The sequence below is a fragment of the Streptomyces sp. PA03-1a genome (assembly GCF_033792805.1).
Lineage (GTDB): Bacteria > Actinomycetota > Actinomycetes > Streptomycetales > Streptomycetaceae > Actinacidiphila.
In genome coordinates this window covers 24599-42793 of record NZ_JARAVO010000053.1, presented here as the reverse complement: position 1 = coordinate 42793, position 18195 = coordinate 24599, and the positions used below count along the sequence as shown (strand labels likewise).

Sequence of the window (18195 nt, the reverse complement as noted above, 5' to 3'; positions counted from 1 at the left end):
GGGGTGCGCAGGGCCGTCCGGCGCCTGCGGCCTCGGCCTTCGGGGGGTGGATGGCCGGCGCCGGTACGGCAGGAGCCGCCCCGATGCCGGAAACCGTGGGGGTGTCGGCCAGTCGGGGGCGGGGATCGGGGAGCCGGTCGAGTGCGACTCCGCACAGGGCGTGGTGGTCGGCGGGCGGTCCGTCGCCGCGGGCGACGTCCTGGTCCGGGCGGGTCGCGGCGTCCTGCGGCTGGCACGGGGCCGCCGCGGCGGGACCGGCGGTGAGGGTGTCGCCACCCGTGCGGTCCGGCCCGTGCGCGCAGGCCACCAGGTGGATGCTGGTGAACACGAGCACGCCCAGCAGCAGGAGCACTCCGCGGAAGGAGATGCGCCGACCAGCTCGCCACGTCATGTCACGGATCGTAGTCGATCAGTCGCTCTACGCGGGGAAGGGCCTCGCGCCGCGGAGCCCTTTCATCGGGCCGGCAGGTCGAGCAGCCGGAAGCGGCCGGGCGGGACGGACCAGGTCCGGCCGCCGATGCGGATCCGGAGCGGTGCCCCCGCGGAGGCGGGGACGGCGACGCTGATGCGGCCTCCGTCGACGTGGATCCGCACGCCCCAGTGACCCCGGTAGCGGACCGTGAAGGCGAAGCGCGACAGCTCCGGCAGCGGCGCCGGATCGAGCCACAGGGCGTCCTCACGGGCTTCCAGACCGGTCAGGCCGCGCTGGACGAGGTCGAGGGTGCCGGCCATGGCACCCAGGTGTATGCCTTCCTCGGTGGTGCCGCCCTGGACGTCGGTGACGTCCCCGAGCAGTGCCTCCTGCGCGCAGGACCATGCGTCGGCCGGGTGGGCCCGGGTCAGCACCCAGGCGTGCACCACCCCGCTGAGGGTGGAGCCGTGGCTGGTGCGGCGCAGGTAGTAGTCGACCGTTGACTGCCACGTGCCGTCGTCCAGCCGGTACCCCAGGCGCCCGAACAGGCGGTGCAGTTCGGTGGGTGGGAACAGGTAGCCCAGCATGAGCACGTCGGCCTGCTTGGACGCCCGGTAGCGGTTGACCGAGTCCCCCTCCGCCTCCAGGATCCGGTCCAGCCGGCGGATGTCCCCGTACCGGGCCCGGTAGCCCGCCCAGTCGAGCTCCTCCAGCCCGTCGTAGCCCGTGAACTGGCTGATCACGCCGGCGTGCCAGGGGACGTACAGCTTGCGCGAGACGTCCTCCCAGCGGTCCGTCTCCTCCGGGCCGAGGCACGTCCGCTCGCGGAGTTCGTCGCGGCGCGGCGCGGGGAGGGTCCGCCACAGCTCCAGGGTCCGCTCCAGTACCCAGGCAGCGGTGACGTTGGTGTACGTGTTGTCGTCGACTCCGGGCGTCGCGGAGCCGGGGTAGGCGTCGTGGTACTCGTCGGGTCCGACGACGCCGCGGATGCGGTAGCGGCCGCCGGTGTCGCAGTCGGGGTCCCAGGTGGCGCGGCAGGCCCAGAAGCGGGCGATCTGCAACAGCATCTCGGCGCCCTTGGTGTACAGGAACTCCGTGTCGCCGGTGGCCTGGCCGTACCGCCAGATGTTGTAGGCCACGGCGGAGCCGACGTGGTGCTGGAGCCGGGTGTGGTCCGGCAGCCAGCGTCCCGAGCGCGGGTTGAGGTGGAGGGTCTGGGTCTCCTCGCGTCCGTCGCTGCCGCTCTGCCACGGGTACATCGCTCCCGTGCACCCCACCTGGTCCGCCGCCCGGCACGCCTCCTCCAGACGGCGGTGGCGGTACTCCAGCAGCGCCCGGGACACCTCGGGGAAGTGCAGGTCGAGGTAGGGCAGGACGAACAGCTCGTCCCAGAAGACGTGTCCTCGGTAGGCCTCTCCGTGCAGTCCCCTGGCGGGCACGCCCACGTCCAGCTCGGCGGTGTGCGGGGAGAGGGTCTGCAGGACGTGGAAGGCGTGCAGCCGCAGGATCCGTCCGGCTTCGCCGGGAACGTCCAGGCCGGCGCGGCGCCACAGCCGGGCCCAGGCGGCGGTGTGCGTGGCGAGGAGGCCGGCGAAGTCCGGGGCCCGTTCAACACGGTCGAGGGCGGCGTGCAGCGGGTCGCTGATCGCCGGGTCCCGGGAGGTGTGCAGGGCGACGGTCTTCTCGACGACCGCCGGCCGGTCCGGCGCGACCGGGACGGTCAGCCGGTGGACCACGGTGCGCTCCCCCGGCTCCAGTGTCCGTACGGCCGTCGGAGACGTCGTGGCGCGTGTCCGCGCGGCGAGCGCGATGCGGATGTCGGAGGCGGTGGTACGGCACCGCAGCCAGACCGTGTCCGGTTCGGAGGTTCCGGTGTGCATCCGGGTGAGGTGACGGCCGTTCAGGTCCTGGTAGCGGGCGACACCTGCGTTGCCGACGTCGCCGTCGAGCGCGGACGCGACCTCCAGGTCGGCGGACCAGTGGCCCTCCGCGCGGAAGACGGTGCGCAGTGCGGCGAGGTGCGGGTCGTGCATGTGCACCAGCCGGGTCTGCTCGACGGCGAGGACCCGCCCGCGCGGGTCACGCAGCCGGAACGTCCGCGTCAGGGTGCCGCGTCGGAGGTCGAGGTCCTGCCGGTGCTCCAGCAGTGAGCCGTCGTCGGGGGCGAACCACTCCCCGCCGTCGCCGATCCTGAACCGCAGGGGCAGCCAGTTGGGCAGGTTGACCAGGTCCTCGTTCTGCACCTTCCGCCCGGCGACGGTGGAGTGGAGCCGGTTGTAGCACCCGGCGGCGTAGGTGCCGGGGTAGTGGTGGGGGCCGGCCACGGTCTCCGGGGCGGCGCCGCGGGTGGCGAAGTAGCCGTTGCCCAGGGTGCACAGTGCCTCGCGCAGGCGCTCCTGGGCGGGGTCGTACCCCTCGTACGACCAGGTCCACTCCCCCATCGTCTCCCCTCTCCGGGATCCGGCGGCCGGGACGGTTCGGCAGGGCTTTCCCGTCCAGTCTCCCCTGGATGCACCGCGCCCGCCCGAGGGCGGGACGGCGTCACGCGCGGGTCACACGGGCTGAGGGACGATGGCAACCGGGCACGGGGCGTGGTGGAGCATCGCGTGGTTGACGGGACCCAACTGAAGCCCGAACGGACTGTCGCGGCGGCGGGCGCCGACGACCAGCAGGTCCGCGTCGTCCAGTGTCCCGAGGAGGATCTTGCGGGCATGTCCCTCGCCCGTGTGCCGGCGGTGGCGGACCCCGGGGTGGGCGGCCGCCGCGGCGCGCAGGGCCTGGTCGAGGTGCTCCTCGGCGCGTCGCCGGTGTGCCGTGACGGCCTCGTCCTCGTAGCCGATCCACTGCGCGCCCTCGCCCGGAACCATCCGCCAGGCATGGACCGCCCGCACCCCGCAGTCATGCAACTCGGCCTCGCGGAAGGCGAATTCCACGGCCGCGGCCGAATTCTCGTCCGGGCCCACGCCGAGCACGATCCAGCGCCCGCCGTCGCGGGTTCCGCTTCCGTCGCGGTCACCCCTCACCACGACCACCGGGCACTGCGCACGACCGGCGAGGGTCAGGCCGACGGAGCCCAGCAGCAGGCCCGCCATCTCGCCGCGGCCTCGGTGGCCCACCACGAGTGCGGTGGCACGGGTCCCCTCGCGCAGCAGTCCGTACGTGGTGTCCTCCGCGAGTACCTCTGCCGAGACCTCCAGGCCCGGACGGCGCAGGCGGGCCCGTTCCGCCGCGGACTCGGCGATCTGCCGGGTGAGCTCCTGCTCCTCGGCGGGCTTCCGGGTGGAGGCGAGTGCCCGGCCCTCGTACCGCTCCCACAAGGAGGCATGGACGATCCGCAGCGGCAGGCCGCGCACGGATGCCTCGTCCGCGGCCCAGTCGACCGCTTCCAGGGCGGAGTCCGAGCCGTCGGTTCCCACGACCAGGGGAAGCGCCATGACCTCCACCGCCTCTCGATGCCCGGGTCGTCACCGTGTTGCCGACGACACTGCCGGGCGCGGACCGCTACGCCCATGGGCCGCTCGGCCCGTCCGGAGGGACACCCGGCCGTGGCGGTGGCCCCACCGGCCCATGTCGGGCCCCGGTGGACGCGACCGACAGTGGGACCGGACCGTACGGGACCAACCGCGCAGGGAGGCGGGGACGATGTACCACCGCAACGTCGGCGATCTGATGACCAGGGCGGTCGTATCGGTACGGCCGGACACGTCGTTCAAGGAGATCGCGAGGCTGCTCGCGGAACACGACGTCACCGCCGTCCCCGTCGTGGACGAAGGGGACCGCCCGGTGGGCGTGGTGTCCGAGGCCGACCTGCTGCGCAAGGAGGCGGGGCTGCCGGACCCCACCGGCCTTCTGCCGGCCCGGCACCCGCGCCCGGGCGAGCGTTCCCGCGTCGCCGCCACCACCGCGCAGGGGCTGATGAGCAGTCCGCCGACCGTCGCGCGGCCGGAGTGGTCCGTGGTCGAGGCGGCCCGGGTGATGGAGCGTCGAGGGGTGAAGCGACTGCCCGTGGTCGACGGGACGGGACGGCTGGTCGGGGTGGTCAGCCGCGCCGACCTGCTGCGGGTCTTCCTCCGCAGGGACCGCGCCATCCGTGAGGAGATCACCGGTGACCTGCTGGTGAGGACCCTGGGACTTGCCCCCGCCGCCGTGACCGTCCAGGTGGCCGAGGGGAAGGTCACCCTCGAGGGCGTGGTGGACCGCCGCAGCCTCGTGCCGGTGGTCCTGGAGCTGTGCCGCGGTGTGGACGGCGTCGTCGACGTCGAGGCGAGACTGGGTTACAAGGCCGACGACACCGTCCGGCCGTTACCCGCGCACCGGTGAGCCGTGCCGGCGAAGGACGTGGACGGCCCGGAGTTGGAGGGGCCGACCGACGGACCTCCGACCGACGGACCTCCCTCCGCACGTGGGGATGGGCCTGCGTGAGGGGATGAGGGCCCATCGGCCCCCGGCCGGGACCCGGCAGACCCCTGGAGGTGTCCCGGCCGCCATCCGATCGTGGGAGGTGGGCGGACGAGAGGGGGGAAGGGCGACGGCCGGGACGGTGCAGCGCCGGCCACGGTGACTGCCGCACCGAGGAGGAGACGACGATGAAGCAGCCCAAGGCAGGGCACGTGATGACGGCGGACATCGTCGGCGTCCGTGAGGGCACGCCCTTCAAGGACGTCGTCGCGTTGTTCGCACGGCACCGGATCAGCGGCCTGCCCGTGGTCGACGACGACGACAAGGTCCTCGAGGTCGTCGCCGAAACCGACCTGATGCTGCGGCAGGTGTCCCGGCTGGACGGCACGGGGCGGCGGCTGCCGGCGCTGTCACCCACCGCCCGGAGAAACGCCGCCCGGGCGCGTGCACGGACCGCCGGGCAGCCGATGTCCACTCCGGCGATCACCGTGCGGGCGGGGGAAACCGTCGCGGTCCCCGCGCGCACCATGGCGGAACACCACGTCAACCGGCTGCCGGTGGTCGACGAGGAAGACCGTCTCGTCGGCATCGTGACCCGCGGCGACCTGCTCCAGGTCTTCCTCCGCCCGGACCCCGGCATCCGTGCCGAGATCGTCGACGAGGCCGTCGTCCGCGCGCTGTGGCCGGCGCCGCGCGCGATCGGGGTCAGCGTCCACAACGGAGTGGTCACCCTCGGGGGCCGCGTCGAACGGCGCAGTGAGGTCCCGCCGGCCGAAGCCCTGACCCGCCGCGTCGACGGGGTGGTCGCCGTGGTGAACCGGCTCACCTATCGGCTCGACGATACCTGCGGGCGCCCCGTCGACGCCACGGCCCACGGCGTTGCCGACGACCGGCTGCGCACCGTGTGAGGAGGACGCCATGTTCGTCTACGACCACATGAACGGCTGGGGCTGGGCCCTGATCTCGTTGAGCTGGCTGGTGCTGCTGGTCCTCGTCGGCCTGGCAGCGGCCGTGCTGGTGCGACGCACCGCCGACGGCGGTCGCGGCCGGGCTCCCGAGCGACGTGACCCGGGTCCGTGGGAACTCCTGGCCGAGCGGTACGCCCGCGGCGAGATCGACGACGCCGAGTACCGGCGACGGCTGGAGGTGCTGGAACGAACCGCCGGTCACCGGCAGGATTCGAGGTGACCGAGGGCAGCGTGACCGGACGGGGGAGAGATCCACGCGGTGGTCAGCCGGACCCGGCGGGGAGCGACACCCGGAACTCGGTGTGCCCGGGGCGGCTGGTGACCTCGACGGCGCCGTGGTGGGCGGTGACGATCGCGTGGACGATCGCAAGTCCGAGGCCGGTACTGCCCGTACTGCGCGAACGGGCCTGGTCGGCACGGACGAAGCGGGTGAAGACCTCGGGCTGGAGTTCCGCCGGGATCCCGGGCCCGTCGTCGCTGACGGTGAGCCGTGCGCCGTCCGCGTCCGAGGAGAGGGCGACCGTCACTTCCGTACCGGCCGGGGTGTGCGTGCGGGCGTTGGCCATGAGGTTCCCGAGGGCCTGCTGTAGACGATGGCCGTCTCCGGACACCACGACGGGCTCCTCGGGAAGGTCCAGGAACCAGCGGTGGCCCGGTCCCGCGGCGCGGGCGTCGTCGACGGCGTCGAGGACGAGCCGGGTCAGGTCGACCTCCTCGTGCTCGAGCGGGCGACCCGCATCGAGACGGGCCAGGAGCAGGAGGTCGTCGACGAGGTGCGTCATGCGCTGCGACTCGGACTGGATGCGATCGAGGGCGTGGCGGATCTCGGCGGGGACAGAGCCCCGATGGCGAAGGGCGAGTTCGGCGTGGCCCCTGATGTTCGCGACGGGGGTCCGCAGTTCGTGGCTGGCGTCGGCGGCGAAGTGCCGGAGTCGCTCCTCGCCGGCCTGACGCCGGACCAGGGCGTCCTCCACGTGCCCGAGCATGTGGTTGAGCGCGGCGGCGACCTGGCCGACCTCGGTGCGGGGGTCGGTGTCCGGCAGGGGCCGCGGCATGGCGACCTCGCCGGTGGCCAGGGGCAGGCGTGCGACACCGGACGCGTGCTCGGTGACCCGGTGCAGGGGTCGCAGGCTCACCCGTACCCACAACGTCCCCGCGACTCCGGTGGCGAGGAGGGCCGCGCCGAAGACCACGGCCTCCACGGCTTCGAGGCGGTGCAGCGTCGCTTCGACGGGGTGCAGTGGAAGTCCGGTGAGCAGGACGTCGCCGTCGTCGCCGCGGACCGCCGTGACGCGGTAGGCGCCGAGCGAGGCGATGCGGATGCTGTGCCCCCTCCCGTCGACCGGGACACCTCCCAGGGCGCGTCGGTCTCCGGCGGAGAGCGCCAGGGGGCGGTCGGCCGCGTCGTCGACCACGGCGGCGTGGGTGACGTCGCCGCCCAGCAGTCGGGCGCCGAAGGTCGCGTCGGCCTGCCCCCTGGTGTCGGGGCGGTTGTCCGCGTCGGGCGTCCTCTCGTGCTCCAGACTGGCCGCGAAGCGCCCCCCGGTCGCCGTCAACTGCTCGTCCAGTCGTCCCAGCAGGAATCCCTTGAGCGCGAGGACGGTGGTGACGCCCACGGCCGCGCAGGCCACCGCCAGCAGGACGAGGAGGCCGGCGGTGAGCTGACCCCGCAGGGTGCGGGGAGGGAGTCGTCTCATGGGGCCTCGGACCTCAGGACGTATCCGACGCCGCGGACCGTGTGGATCATCGGGGAACGTCCCGCGTCGATCTTCTTGCGGAGATAACTGATGTAGAGCTCGACGACATGGGCCTGGCCGCCGAAGTCGTACGCCCAGACCCGGTCGAGGATCTGGCTCTTGGACAGCACCCGGCGCGGGTTGCGCATGAGAAAGCGCAGCAGTTCGAATTCGGTGCGGGACAGTTCGATCAGGGTCCCGGCACGGCGGACCTCCCGGGCCTCCTCGTCCATCGTGAGGTCGCCGACGACCAGCCGGTCCACGTCGGTGGCGGCGGTCATCCCGGCCCTGCGGAGCAGACCGCGCAGCCGCGCGATGACCTCCTCCAGGCTGTACGGCTTGGTCACGTAGTCGTCGCCGCCCGCCGTGATGCCGGCGACGCGGTCCTCGACCGCGTCGCGAGCCGTCAGGAACAGCACGCACACGCGGTCGGCGTCGCGCCGCAGCTCGCGCAGGACGTGCAGGCCGTCGACGTCGGGCAGCATCCAGTCCAGGACGACCGCGTCGGGGCGGAAGTCGCGGGCGGTCGCGAGCGCGGACGCCCCGTCTGCGGCCGTCCGTACCCGGCAGCCCTCTCCGGCCAGGGCGGCGGAGAGCACGTCGGTGACATCGGGCTCGTCGTCGACGACCAGGATGCGCACCGGGCTCCCGTCGGGACGGTGCATGCCGGGGGGTGGTGTGCGGCTCTCTTCCATGGTGAGTACAGCATCCCTCGCACACGTCCCCACGGCGGCCCCGGAAACCTCTGCGTTTCCTCTGAGTTCCCGCTGGGCTGCCCGGCTCAGAGGAAACGCAGAGGTTCGATGCCGATGCTGGGGGCGCCCGACGACGATCACGCTCCTGGGAGCCTCATGGCCGCCACCTCCACCACCGCCCACGCCGGTCGCGGACTGCGCCACCGGCGGCCGCGCCGCAGCCTCGTCCCGGTGCTCGCGCCGCTCGCGATCTGGGCGGGCGCCGCGGGAGTGCTGGCGTTGTGGTGGTCCGACACCACCTCCGTCGTCGGTCCGGCGGGGTGGCTGACCGGTGCGGGCCGCATCACGGGCCTCCTCGCCGGATACGCCTGCGCGGTCCTGCTCGTGCTGATGGCTCGCGTGCCCCTCCTCGACCACAGTGTCGGAACCGACCGGCTCGCCCGCTGGCACGCCTGGGGCGGGCGCTGCACCGTCTCCCTGGCCCTGGCCCACACGCTGCTGATCATCTGGGGTTACGCCGCCGCCTCGCACGCCTCCTTCGTGGGACAGACCACGACACTCGTCCTGGACTATCCGGACCTCCTCAAGGGCACCGCCGGATTCCTGCTGTTCGTCGCCACGGGTGCGGTCTCCGCGCGTGCGGCCCGCCGGAAGATGAGCTACGAGACCTGGCACTACCTGCACTTCGCCACCTACCTCGCGGTCTTCCTCGCCTTCGGGCACCAGCTGTCCAACGGAGCGGACTTCGTCGGGAACCGGGCAGCCCAGACCGCCTGGTACGCCCTCTACCTCGGCGCCGCCGTCCTGGTCGCCTGGTACCGATTCGCCGTCCCGCTCCGGCGCGGCCTCCGCCACGGGCTCACGGTCGTCGCCGTCCACCCGGAGGCACCCGGGATCGTGTCCGTCCACCTCACCGGTGAGCACCTGGACGAGCTGGCGGGTGCGCCGGGACAGTTTCTGCGCTGGCGCTTCCTGACCCGCGGGCTGTGGTGGACCGCCAACCCGTACTCCCTGTCCGCCCCGGCCCACCCTCGGCACCTGCGCATCACCGTGAAGTCCGCGGGCGGCCACAGCGGCGCCCTGGCCCGGCTGACCCCGGGCACCCGCGTGTGGGCGGAAGGCCCCTACGGCGCGTTCACCGCGGACCGTCGCACCGCGTCGAAGGTCCTCCTGCTGGCGGGAGGTGTCGGCATCACCCCGCTGCGGACTCTCTTCGAGACCCTGCCCGGCCCGGTGACCCTCGTTTACCGGGCACGCCGTCCGGAAGACCTCGCCCTGCGCGGCGAACTCGACGCGATAGCGCACAGGCGCGGCGCCACGGTCCACTACGTGGTGGACGACCCCGCTCGCCACCACTCCCCCCTGACCGCGCAGGCACTGTCCGCCCTCGTCCCCGGGCTGGCCGGTCACGACGTCTACCTCTGCGGCCCGCCGCCCATGACGGAAGCCGCGGTGCGGGCCTTGCGCGAGGCGGGAGTGCCCGCCCGCCGCATCCACCACGAGTCGTTCGCGTTCTGAGGAGAACCACCGCATGCGTCGCGCCGTGCTCACCACCACCGGGACCAGTGCCCTCATCGCCGGGATGCTCTTCCTCAAACCCCACCAGCCGTCCGTCGTGGCGGGCGGTCCGGATCCCTCGGCTGCCTCGCCCACGCCCCAACGGTCGGAGCAGGCGTCCCCAGGCGGCCACGGCGCCCCCAACGGCACCTTCACCGGTGCGCCCGTCGACACTCCCTACGGGACGGTGCAGGTGGCGGCCACGCTCGCCGACGGAAGGATCACCGCCGTCCGGGTCCTCCAGGCGCCGGACGAGAACGGCAGGGACCGGCAGATCGCCGCCTACGCCCTGCCCCGCCTGACGCAGGAGGCCCTCGGCGCCCAGAGCGCCCGCATCGACGCCGTGTCCGGGGCGAGCTACACCAGCCAGGGGTACGTCCGGTCCCTGCAGAGCGCTCTGGACCAGGCCCGTGCGTGACCCCGCCCGCGGGCTGCACCACGTCGAACACGTGATGGGCACCGTCTTCTCCTTCGACGTCCGGGACCGGGCCACCTGCGCCGTCCGCGATGCCCTCGACCGTGCCGTCCGCCATCTGCACACCGTGGACGCCGTGTTCTCCACGTACCGTCCCGACAGCGCCGTCAGCAGGCTCGGCCGCGGCGAGATCGTCCTCGCCGACTGTCCGGGCGAGGTGCGCGACGTGCTGGAGCTGTGCGCCCGGGCGAGCCACGAGACGGACGGCTGGTTCAGCATCACGGCCGGCGGCACCCTCGACCCCTCGGGTCTCGTCAAAGGGTGGGCCACCGAGAACGCCTCCCGGATGCTCCACGAGGCCGGGGCACACCACACCTGCGTGAACGGGGGCGGCGACGTCCGCCTCCGGGGCCAGGCGGCCCCGGGCACACCTTGGCGCATCGGCATCGCCGACCCGCTTCTCCCTGGAGCGCCGGCCGCCGTCGTGTCCGCGAGCGGCGACCTGGCCATCGCGACCTCGGGCACCGCGGAACGCGGCGCCCACATCCTCGACCCGCACGGCGGCACCCCCGCCGCCGCCCTGGCGTCCGTCACCGTCATCGGGCCGGCCCTGACGATGACCGACGCCTACGCCACCGCGGCCTTCGCACGTGGCAACGGATCCCGCGCCTGGCTGGAGGCGCTGGACGGGTACGAGGCGCTGGCCATCCTGCCCGACGGCCGCACGTGGCGAACGTCCGGATTCGGCAACCACGTCCCCTGAGCGGCGACCGCGCTGATCCACGCGCCAGATGGCCGGGAGGCGGGGGGCTTTGGGCCCGTCCACGGGGCCGGGTGGCCCAATGGCGGCGGTTACCGGCGGGTCCCAGACTGGGTGCGGGAGGTTTTCCGTCCCTCGTCGAAGGAGGCGGCCATGAACGCCAACCTGCAACCGGCGACGGTGAGCGACGTGATGACACGCAAGGTCGTCGCGGTGGCCCTGGGCACGTCCTTCAAGGAGATCGTGCGGACCCTGGAACAGTGGAAGGTCAGCGCGCTGCCCGTGGTGGCCGACGGCACCCGGGTCGTCGGCGTGGTCTCCGAGGCGGATCTGCTGCGCAAGGAGGAACACCGCGAGGACGTCGCCCCGCCGATCGGCGCGGGCCCGGACAAGGCGGCCGCGGTCACCTCCGAGCAGCTGATGACGGCCCCGGCGGTCACCGTGCGCGAGGACGCCCCCCTGGCGCAGGCGGCACGGACGATGGCGCTGCACCACGTGAAACGGCTGCCCGTGGTCGACGCCGACGGAACGCTGCGCGGCGTGGTGAGCCGCGGCGACCTGCTCAAGGTGTTCCTCCGGACGGACGAGTACATCGCCCGTGACGTGCGGGACGTCCTCGCGGGCGAAGTCCTGCCGGGCGCGTGGCAGTTGGTGGACGTCGAAGTCACCGACGGAATCGTGACGGTGAGCGGCCTGCTCGCCGACCGGTCGCTGGTCCCGGTCGTGGCACGGATGGTGCGCTCCGTCGAGGGTGTCGTGGACGTGCGCTTCGACCTCACGCCGAGCCGCGTGTGAGGCCCCTAAGGCGACCGGTCGGCCCCTTCGACGGGCCCGGCCGGCCCAAGCGGACGCCTGGCGCCGCACAACACCCTGACGGCAGGACACGACTCCGTCCGAAGGAGGGAAGGCCGTGAAGGCGTGGGTTTTCCAGGGGTCCGGGCAGGCCCGCTGGCAGGAGGTGCCGGATCCGCAGGTCAAGGACCCCGGCGACGCGATCGTGCGCGTCGGCGCGGTCACCGTCTGCGGAACCGATCCGCACATCCTCAAGGGTGACGTGCCCGACGTGCGCCCCGGCACCGTCTTGGGTCACGAAGCGGTGGGCGAAGTCGTCGAAACCGGTTCCGCCGTCACGACGGTGCGTCCCGGCGACCGGGTGCTGATCTCCTGCATCTGCGGGTGCGGCCGGTGCCGCTTCTGCCGCGAGGGCGCCTACGGGCAGTGCGTCGGCGGCGGAGGCTGGGTACTGGGGCACCTGATCGACGGGACCCAGGCCGAGTACGTGCGCGTGCCGTTCGCCGACGTCTGCCTGCACCCGCTGCCCGCCTCGGTGAGCAGTCAGGACGCGGTGCTGCTCGCCGACATCTTCCCCACGGCCTACGAGGTGGGCGTCCTCAACGGCCGCGTCCGGCCCGGCGACACGGTCGCCGTCGTCGGCAGCGGGCCGATCGGACTGGCCGCGATCGCCACGGCGCGCCTGTACTCCCCCGACCGGATCATCGCTGTCGACCTGGCGGAGACCCGTCTGGACGCGGCCAAGCGCCTGGGCGCGGAGGCGGTCGCCAACGCCGGTGAGCAGCCCGAGCGGCTGGTCCTCGACCTGACCGAGGGACTCGGCGCCGACGTGGTGATCGAGGCGGTGGGTGTTCCCGAGAGCTTCGAACTGTGCGCGCACATCGTCCGGCCGGGCGGCCATCTGGCCAACGTCGGCGTCCACGGCGCGCCGGCCACCCTTCACCTGGAGGACCTGTGGAGGAGGAACGTGACCATCACCACGGGGCTGGTGGACACGTACTCGACCCCGGTGCTGTTGCGCATGATGGCTTCCGGACGCCTTCCGGCCGCTTCCCTCGTCACCCACACGTTCGAACTCGACGACATGGAGGAGGCCTACGGCGTGTTCGGCCGGGCGGCCGACACCGCGGCGCTCAAGGTCGTGCTCGGCGGCCCGCACCACTCGGCGGTGGCGCTCACCGACTGAGCTCTGAGGAAAGGACCGACGGTCATGACGAAGCACTCCCCAGCCACCGCGCCCGGGGACATCGGCCGGCGCATCACGATGCGCCGTGAGGAATTGGGCCTGTCGCGGGAGGAAGTGGGGGCCCGTACGGGCATCGCCCCTGGCTACCTGCGGTACGTGGAGGAGGATTCCACCGCAGCTCCCGGCATCGCGACATTGCGTGGCCTGGCCATGGCGCTGGACACCAGCGTCTCCGCGCTCAGCGGAGGCGAGGCCGATCTGCCGCCGGGCCGCGGGCAGGCCGCAGGCCGCGCCGAACTGGTGGAACTGGGCGGTGAGGAGTGCTGGAGACTGCTGTCCTCTCACGGCGTGGGCAGGCTCGCCCTGTCCATGCCCGAGGGACTCACCGTCGTACCGGTCAACTACAGCGTCGACCAGGGCACGATCGCCTTCCGCACCTCGCCGGCCGCCACCCCCGCGGAGGCCTCCGACACCAAGTGCGCCTTCGAGGTCGACGAGGTGGACGACGCCCTGAGCCAGGGCTGGAGCGTCCTCGTCCGTGGGATGGCGCACACCGTCACCGACCCCGCGGGCGTCCGGCGGCTCAACGAACAGGCGTACACCGGGCCGTGGGCCGGCGGGGACCGCGACCTGTGGGTGCGCATCACACCGGCGAACGTGACGGGCCGCCGCATCGTGGTGGGCTGACATGACGACCAAGGGAGGCAGGGCATGACGGGCAGCGGATACGCAGCGGGGCCGCCCCGCGCACCGCACGGGGAGGTCGTCGTGGGGGTCGACGGATCGGACCCTGCCGTGCGCGCCCTGGACCGGGCGGCCGACGAGGCACACCGGCGGGACGCCGCCCTGCGGATCGTGCTCGGTCTGCCGTGGCCCGATCCGGGCGAGGTCGGATTCGGCCTGGAGGCCGATGGCGAGCGCCCGCCGGGCGAAGCGGCCCGTACGGTCCTGGACTTGGCCGCCAGACGCGTGGAGGACCGGCACCCGGGGCTGTCCGTCGCACTGGAGCAGGCCGCCGAGCCGGCGGCCTCGGCGCTGGTGCGCGTGGGCCGGACCGCGACCCTGACCGTGGTCGGCACCAGAGGCCGTGGCGGTTTCGCCGGCCTGCTCCTGGGCTCCGTCAGCCTGCGGGTGGCCGCCCACACCGCTGGTCCGCTGATGGTCGTCCGCGGCGAGGACGCGGCCGTCCGACGGGGGCTGCTGCACGACAAGGTGCTGCTGGGCCTGGAGGACGAAAGCGACGCCGAGGCCGCCCTGTTCGCGTTCGAGGAGGCCGAACGACGCGCCGCACGGCTGAGGGTCCTCCATGCCTGGACCCACCCGCACATCTCCATGGGAGAGTGGCCCACGTCCCACCGCCAGGACCTGGCCTCCCAGGCACGGCAGCACAGGGAACTGGCCCGGTTCGCCGTGTCAAAGCTGACCGAACGCTTTCCGGATGTCGCCGTGCGGGTGGACTCCGTTCCGGGACACGCCGCCGCCGCACTTGTGGAGGCGAGCCGCGCGGCGGACGTGGTGGTGGTCGGCGCCCATCGCCGCGAGGACCGCCCGCTCGGCATGCGCCTGGGACCGGTCACCCACGCGGTGCTCCAGCACGCGCACTGCCCCGTCGTCCTGGTCCCCATCGGCTGAGCGCCGGACCCCCTGGTCAGCGGTGGCCCTGACGTGCACCCGCCTTCGGTACCGGGCGGGCCAGGACAAGGGGCCGGTAGGCCCCTGCGGGCGGAGGGTGCCGGGGTGCAGGCTGAGGACGAGGGCCGCCGCCAGGGCCGCCCGGTCGTCCCCCGTCACATCGTGTGGACGGTCCTCAGGACGGAGGTGCCGGTGATGACCACCGCCACGACGAACGGCCTGCTCGACGTACTGCCGGCCCAGGCGCGACAGCGCCTGACGGAACTCGGCCGCGAGGTGTCCTTCCCGGCCGGGACCCGGATCTTCGAGGAGGGGCAACGAGCCGACAGGTTCTGGATCATCCACACCGGATCTGTCGCACTCGACCTCCACGTCCCCGGGCGGCGCCCCGCCGTGCTGGAGGCTCTCGGACACGGCGACCTTCTCGGCTGGTCGTGGCTGTTCCCTCCGTACAGCTGGCATCTGGGCGCCCAGGCGCAGAGCCCGGTGCGGGCGACGGAGTACGACGCCACGATCGTGCGGGCGCTGTGCGAGGCCGACCCTGCCTTCGGCCGGGCCGTGTCCCGCCGGGTGGCGGAGATCGTCGCCCACCGCCTGCTGCAGACCCGCACCCGTCTGCTGGACCTCTACGGTCCTGCCGGCAGCGGAACCGCGCACTGACCGGCTTCCGCCCGCCAGGAGGAGAGGGACCGATGCACGGCAGCCCGCACATCGTCAGCGACGTGATGACCCGTTCCGTCGTCGCCGTCGGCCGGGACGCCTCGTTCAAGGAGATCGTCACGACCATGGAGCGGTGGAAGGTCAGTGCACTCCCCGTGCTGGAGGGCGAGGGTCGGGTAGTCGGCCTGGTGTCCGAGGCCGACCTGCTGCCCAAGGAGGAGTACCGCGACAGCGCTCCCTCCCGCAACGAGCAGATGCGGCGCCTGCCGGATCTGTGCAAGGCCGGCGCCACCACCGCCGACGAGCTGATGAGCGCCCCCGCCGTGTGCGTGCACGCCGACGCCACACTGGCCCAGGCGGCGCGCGCCATGGCGTTCCGGAACGTCAAGCGGCTGCCGGTCATCGACGCCGAGGGCATGCTGTGCGGCATCGTCAGCCGTGGCGACCTGCTGAAGGTCTTCCTGCGTCCGGACGAGGAGATCGCCGAGGAGGTCAACCGCGAGATCGCCGGGTACCTCTTCCCCGGCGAGCCCTCACCGGTACGGGCACGCGTCGAGGGGGGCGTCGTCCACTTCTCCGGCGCGCCGGGAGACCCGTCGCTGGTCCCTGTGGCGTCACGGTTCGCCCGAGCCGTGGAGGGCGTCGTCGACGCCGTGTGGGACTGAAGCACACCGGAAGCACCCCGGGCGTTGGGGGTGATCATGCCCGCCGGTGGCCCCACGAGGGTTCCACTTCTGCCCACTCCCGCTCCCATGCCGCCGCCCGATGACGGTCGATCCGCAGCCGGACGGCCCAGCGTCCTGCCAGGACCAGCCCGCACGCGCCGGTGGCGGCGAAGACACCGAACACCTGGCCCTGCACCTGCGCCTGCACCGGTGTGAGCGGTGGTTCCCTGATCTCGTCGTGCCGGTCCACCCGGACGGGTGTGGTGGACCCCGTCCGGCTGTTCGGCTCCACGCGAGCGCTGCCGACGTGCGCGACACCGTCCGGTGCGGTCCACCGCACGGTGGCCCGCACCGTACCGGGGGACCCCGTGTAGGAGTTCTCCACCGCGTCCGCCGCGTCCTCGGTGAGGACTGCCGTCACCTGGCGCATGCCGTCACCTTGGTGCAGCGCGTCGTGCTCCACGGCGACCGCGGAGGCGACCCCCGCGGCGGGACCACCGACGGCCATCAGGACCGCCGCCGCCACTCCCGTCCACGCCTCCGCGACATCCGTTCCGCGTCGCATCGAATTGCGCCGCCACCGCCAGAACATCACCCGACCGCTCATGGCCACGCCCCTTTCCCTGCGGCGACGGTCGCACGGAGGCGGGGTTGAGGAGCAGGGGCCGAAGAGGCCGCCCGGGTGGGCCGGGCAGGCCGTTCTCACCGGCTGCCGGGTCCGTTCGGCCCTGTCTCAGGAGCCGCCGGTGGGCGACGATCGTAAGGGTCCGACCCGCACGCGGCAGTGCGCGGTCTCTCAGATCCTCGGGACCAAGGACGTGAGCAGCATGGCACCGAATCCGTATCCGGCCGCCCCTGGTGACATGGGGCGCCGTGTGGCGAAGCGGCGTGACGAGTTGGGTCTGACCCGTGAGGAAGTCGCGGCCCGGGCCGGCATGGCCACCAGTTACCTGCGGTTCATCGAGGAGCAGTCCACGGCCGCTCCCGGTCCGGGAACGCTGGGAACGCTCGCGGCCGCCCTGGACACCACGGTCGTGGCGCTCAACGGAGGGGAGGCCGACCTTCCGCCCGGCCGCCTCGGGCGCGCCTCATCGCACGCACGCCTGGTGGAGCTCTCCCCCGAGGAATGCTGGTCGCGCCTGGACGGCCACGGCGTGGGCCGGATCGCAGTGACCGCTCCCGGCCGCGAGGCCATCCTGCCCGTGAACTACAGCGTGGTCGACGGTTCCGTCGTCTTCAGGACCGCCCCCGGTTCCGGGCCGGCCGAGGTCACCGGAACGGAGGTCGTCTTCGAGGTGGACCACGTGGACGAGGCGCTCAGCCAGGGCTGGAGCGTCCTGGTACGGGGCCCGGCCAGGCGCGTCGAGGACCCGGAGGCCGTGCGGCACCTCGCCCGGCGGGCGTACAGCGGCCCGTGGCCGGGCGACGACGACCGCAGCGAGTGGGTGCGGATCGACGCGGCCGCGATCACCGGCCGGCGCATCGACGTCCCCTGACGGGCCCGCCCCGTTCCGATGGGTCCGTTCGGCCCTGGCGCGCCCGGCCGTGGTGGGTGAGGATCACCGGGACACGGGACGTCAGGGCAGCGACACACGGCAGGGGGCCGGCATGACCGGTGCAGAGGAGTTCTCACCGCGGGCGCCGATCAGGGTGTTCCTGGTCGACGACCACGAGGTGGTACGGCGGGGCGTGCACGACCTCCTCGACGCCGAACCCGACATCGAGGTCGTCGGGGAGGCCGGCACGGTCGGCCACGCACTGGCTCGGGGACCGGCCCTGCGGCCGGACGTGGCGATCCTCGACGTGCGTCTCCCGGACGGCGACGGCATCGGTGTCTGCCGGGAGCTGCGCTCGCGCATGCCGGAACTGGCCTGTCTGATGCTGACGTCCTTCGACGACGACGACGCCCTGCTGGACGCGATCATGGCGGGCGCCGCTGGCTACGTGCTGAAGCAGATCAAGGGCTCCGACCTGGTCTCCGCCGTCAGGACCGTGGCCTCGGGCCAGTCGATGCTCGACCCGGCGACCACCGCCCGGTTGATGAGCAGCCTGCGCCACCAGGAAGAACCGGCGAGTCCGCAGGACGAGACCCTCGCCACGCTCACTCCGCGCGAGCGGGAGATCCTGGAACTCATCGGCGAGGGCCTGACGAACCGGCAGATCGGCAAGCGGCTGTTCCTGTCGGAGAAGACGGTCAAGAACCACATCTCCCGGATGCTGGCCAAGCTCGGCGTCGAGCGCCGCATCCAGGCCGCCGTGCTCGCCACCCAGCACCAGACCGGGGGCGGCGGGGACGCCGAGTCACGACGCTGAGATGGT

20 protein-coding genes are annotated in these 18195 nt (G+C 73.0%); 14 read left to right on the top strand and 6 right to left on the bottom strand.

Translation table 11 applies throughout. The annotated features are described in order from the left end of the window. The 3 genes from PV341_RS14585 to PV341_RS14575 all read right to left on the bottom strand — a co-directional run. Positions 1–391 (bottom strand): hypothetical protein (locus PV341_RS14585; RefSeq protein WP_500357999.1); only part of this gene is annotated, 391 nt, incomplete at its 3' end. Positions 392–453: 62 nt separating this feature from the next. Continuing rightward, positions 454–2853 (bottom strand): glycoside hydrolase family 65 protein, encoded by a 2400-nt coding sequence (locus tag PV341_RS14580; protein ID WP_500357997.1) that lies wholly within the window; start codon positions 2851–2853, stop codon positions 454–456. Positions 2854–2964: 111 nt separating this feature from the next. Next, complete coding sequence (locus tag PV341_RS14575; RefSeq protein WP_500357996.1) at positions 2965–3846, bottom strand: universal stress protein; 882 nt, start codon at positions 3844–3846, stop codon at positions 2965–2967. Between the two features lie 208 nt (positions 3847–4054). Between PV341_RS14575 and PV341_RS14570 the strand changes: the two genes are divergently transcribed. The 3 genes from PV341_RS14570 to PV341_RS14560 all read left to right on the top strand — a co-directional run bounded on the left by PV341_RS14570 (position 4055) and on the right by PV341_RS14560 (position 5998). Further along, entirely contained in the window at positions 4055–4732 is a 678-nt protein-coding gene (locus PV341_RS14570; RefSeq protein WP_500357994.1) for a CBS domain-containing protein, read from the top strand. A 266-nt stretch (positions 4733–4998) separates the two neighbouring features. Further along, positions 4999–5718 (top strand): CBS domain-containing protein, encoded by a 720-nt coding sequence (locus PV341_RS14565; RefSeq protein ID WP_500327467.1) that lies wholly within the window; start codon positions 4999–5001, stop codon positions 5716–5718. 10 nt (positions 5719–5728) lie between these two features. Beyond that, positions 5729–5998 carry an SHOCT domain-containing protein gene (locus tag PV341_RS14560; protein WP_500327469.1) on the top strand — a complete coding sequence of 90 codons (270 nt, stop codon included), beginning with the start codon at positions 5729–5731 and terminating at the stop codon, positions 5996–5998. A gap of 43 nt (positions 5999–6041) precedes the next feature. Here PV341_RS14560 and PV341_RS14555 read toward each other — a convergent pair whose 3' ends face one another. Together PV341_RS14555 and PV341_RS14550 are read right to left on the bottom strand one after the other, a co-directional pair. Next, entirely contained in the window at positions 6042–7475 is a 1434-nt protein-coding gene (locus PV341_RS14555) for a sensor histidine kinase (protein ID WP_500357992.1), read from the bottom strand. Further along, entirely contained in the window at positions 7472–8209 is a 738-nt protein-coding gene (locus PV341_RS14550) for a response regulator transcription factor (RefSeq protein ID WP_500357991.1), read from the bottom strand. Before PV341_RS14550 ends, PV341_RS14555 begins: the two co-directional genes overlap by 4 nt. 156 nt (positions 8210–8365) lie before the next feature. Here PV341_RS14550 and PV341_RS14545 point away from each other — a divergent pair, with 156 nt between their 5' ends. The 9 genes from PV341_RS14545 to PV341_RS14505 all read left to right on the top strand — a co-directional run bounded on the left by PV341_RS14545 (position 8366) and on the right by PV341_RS14505 (position 15876). Beyond that, complete coding sequence (locus tag PV341_RS14545; RefSeq protein ID WP_500357989.1) at positions 8366–9727, top strand: ferredoxin reductase family protein; 1362 nt, start codon at positions 8366–8368, stop codon at positions 9725–9727. Positions 9728–9740: 13 nt separating this feature from the next. Next, on the top strand, positions 9741–10184 hold the full coding sequence (locus PV341_RS14540) for an FMN-binding protein (protein WP_500357988.1): 444 nt from the start codon (positions 9741–9743) through the stop codon (positions 10182–10184). A 34-nt stretch (positions 10185–10218) separates the two neighbouring features. Further along, the gene (locus tag PV341_RS14535) at positions 10219–10944 is read left to right on the top strand and encodes an FAD:protein FMN transferase (protein WP_500358002.1); all 726 of its coding nucleotides are present in this window, start codon (positions 10219–10221) and stop codon (positions 10942–10944) included. Positions 10945–11094: 150 nt separating this feature from the next. Continuing rightward, on the top strand, positions 11095–11736 hold the full coding sequence (locus PV341_RS14530) for a CBS domain-containing protein (protein ID WP_500327475.1): 642 nt from the start codon (positions 11095–11097) through the stop codon (positions 11734–11736). A 115-nt stretch (positions 11737–11851) separates the two neighbouring features. Continuing rightward, entirely contained in the window at positions 11852–12919 is a 1068-nt protein-coding gene (locus tag PV341_RS14525; protein WP_500357987.1) for a zinc-dependent alcohol dehydrogenase family protein, read from the top strand. A gap of 24 nt (positions 12920–12943) precedes the next feature. After that, entirely contained in the window at positions 12944–13606 is a 663-nt protein-coding gene (locus tag PV341_RS14520; protein WP_500327479.1) for a helix-turn-helix domain-containing protein, read from the top strand. A gap of 24 nt (positions 13607–13630) precedes the next feature. After that, positions 13631–14551, top strand: coding sequence for a universal stress protein (locus PV341_RS14515; protein ID WP_500357985.1), 921 nt, complete (start codon positions 13631–13633; stop codon positions 14549–14551). Positions 14552–14746: 195 nt separating this feature from the next. Next, positions 14747–15211 (top strand): Crp/Fnr family transcriptional regulator, encoded by a 465-nt coding sequence (locus PV341_RS14510; RefSeq protein WP_500327693.1) that lies wholly within the window; start codon positions 14747–14749, stop codon positions 15209–15211. A 32-nt stretch (positions 15212–15243) separates the two neighbouring features. Continuing rightward, positions 15244–15876 carry a CBS domain-containing protein gene (locus PV341_RS14505; RefSeq protein WP_500357984.1) on the top strand — a complete coding sequence of 211 codons (633 nt, stop codon included), beginning with the start codon at positions 15244–15246 and terminating at the stop codon, positions 15874–15876. Positions 15877–15910: 34 nt separating this feature from the next. On the opposite strand, the gene PV341_RS14500 is transcribed toward PV341_RS14505, so the two are convergent. Beyond that, positions 15911–16483 carry an Rv1733c family protein gene (locus tag PV341_RS14500; RefSeq protein WP_500357982.1) on the bottom strand — a complete coding sequence of 191 codons (573 nt, stop codon included), beginning with the start codon at positions 16481–16483 and terminating at the stop codon, positions 15911–15913. A gap of 268 nt (positions 16484–16751) precedes the next feature. On the opposite strand from PV341_RS14500, the gene PV341_RS14495 reads away from it, so the two are divergent. Then, the gene (locus tag PV341_RS14495; RefSeq protein WP_500357980.1) at positions 16752–17372 is read left to right on the top strand and encodes a pyridoxamine 5'-phosphate oxidase family protein; all 621 of its coding nucleotides are present in this window, start codon (positions 16752–16754) and stop codon (positions 17370–17372) included. Positions 17373–17484: 112 nt separating this feature from the next. Then, positions 17485–18189 carry a response regulator gene (locus tag PV341_RS14490; RefSeq protein WP_500327489.1) on the top strand — a complete coding sequence of 235 codons (705 nt, stop codon included), beginning with the start codon at positions 17485–17487 and terminating at the stop codon, positions 18187–18189. Positions 18190–18195 lie beyond the last annotated feature (6 nt).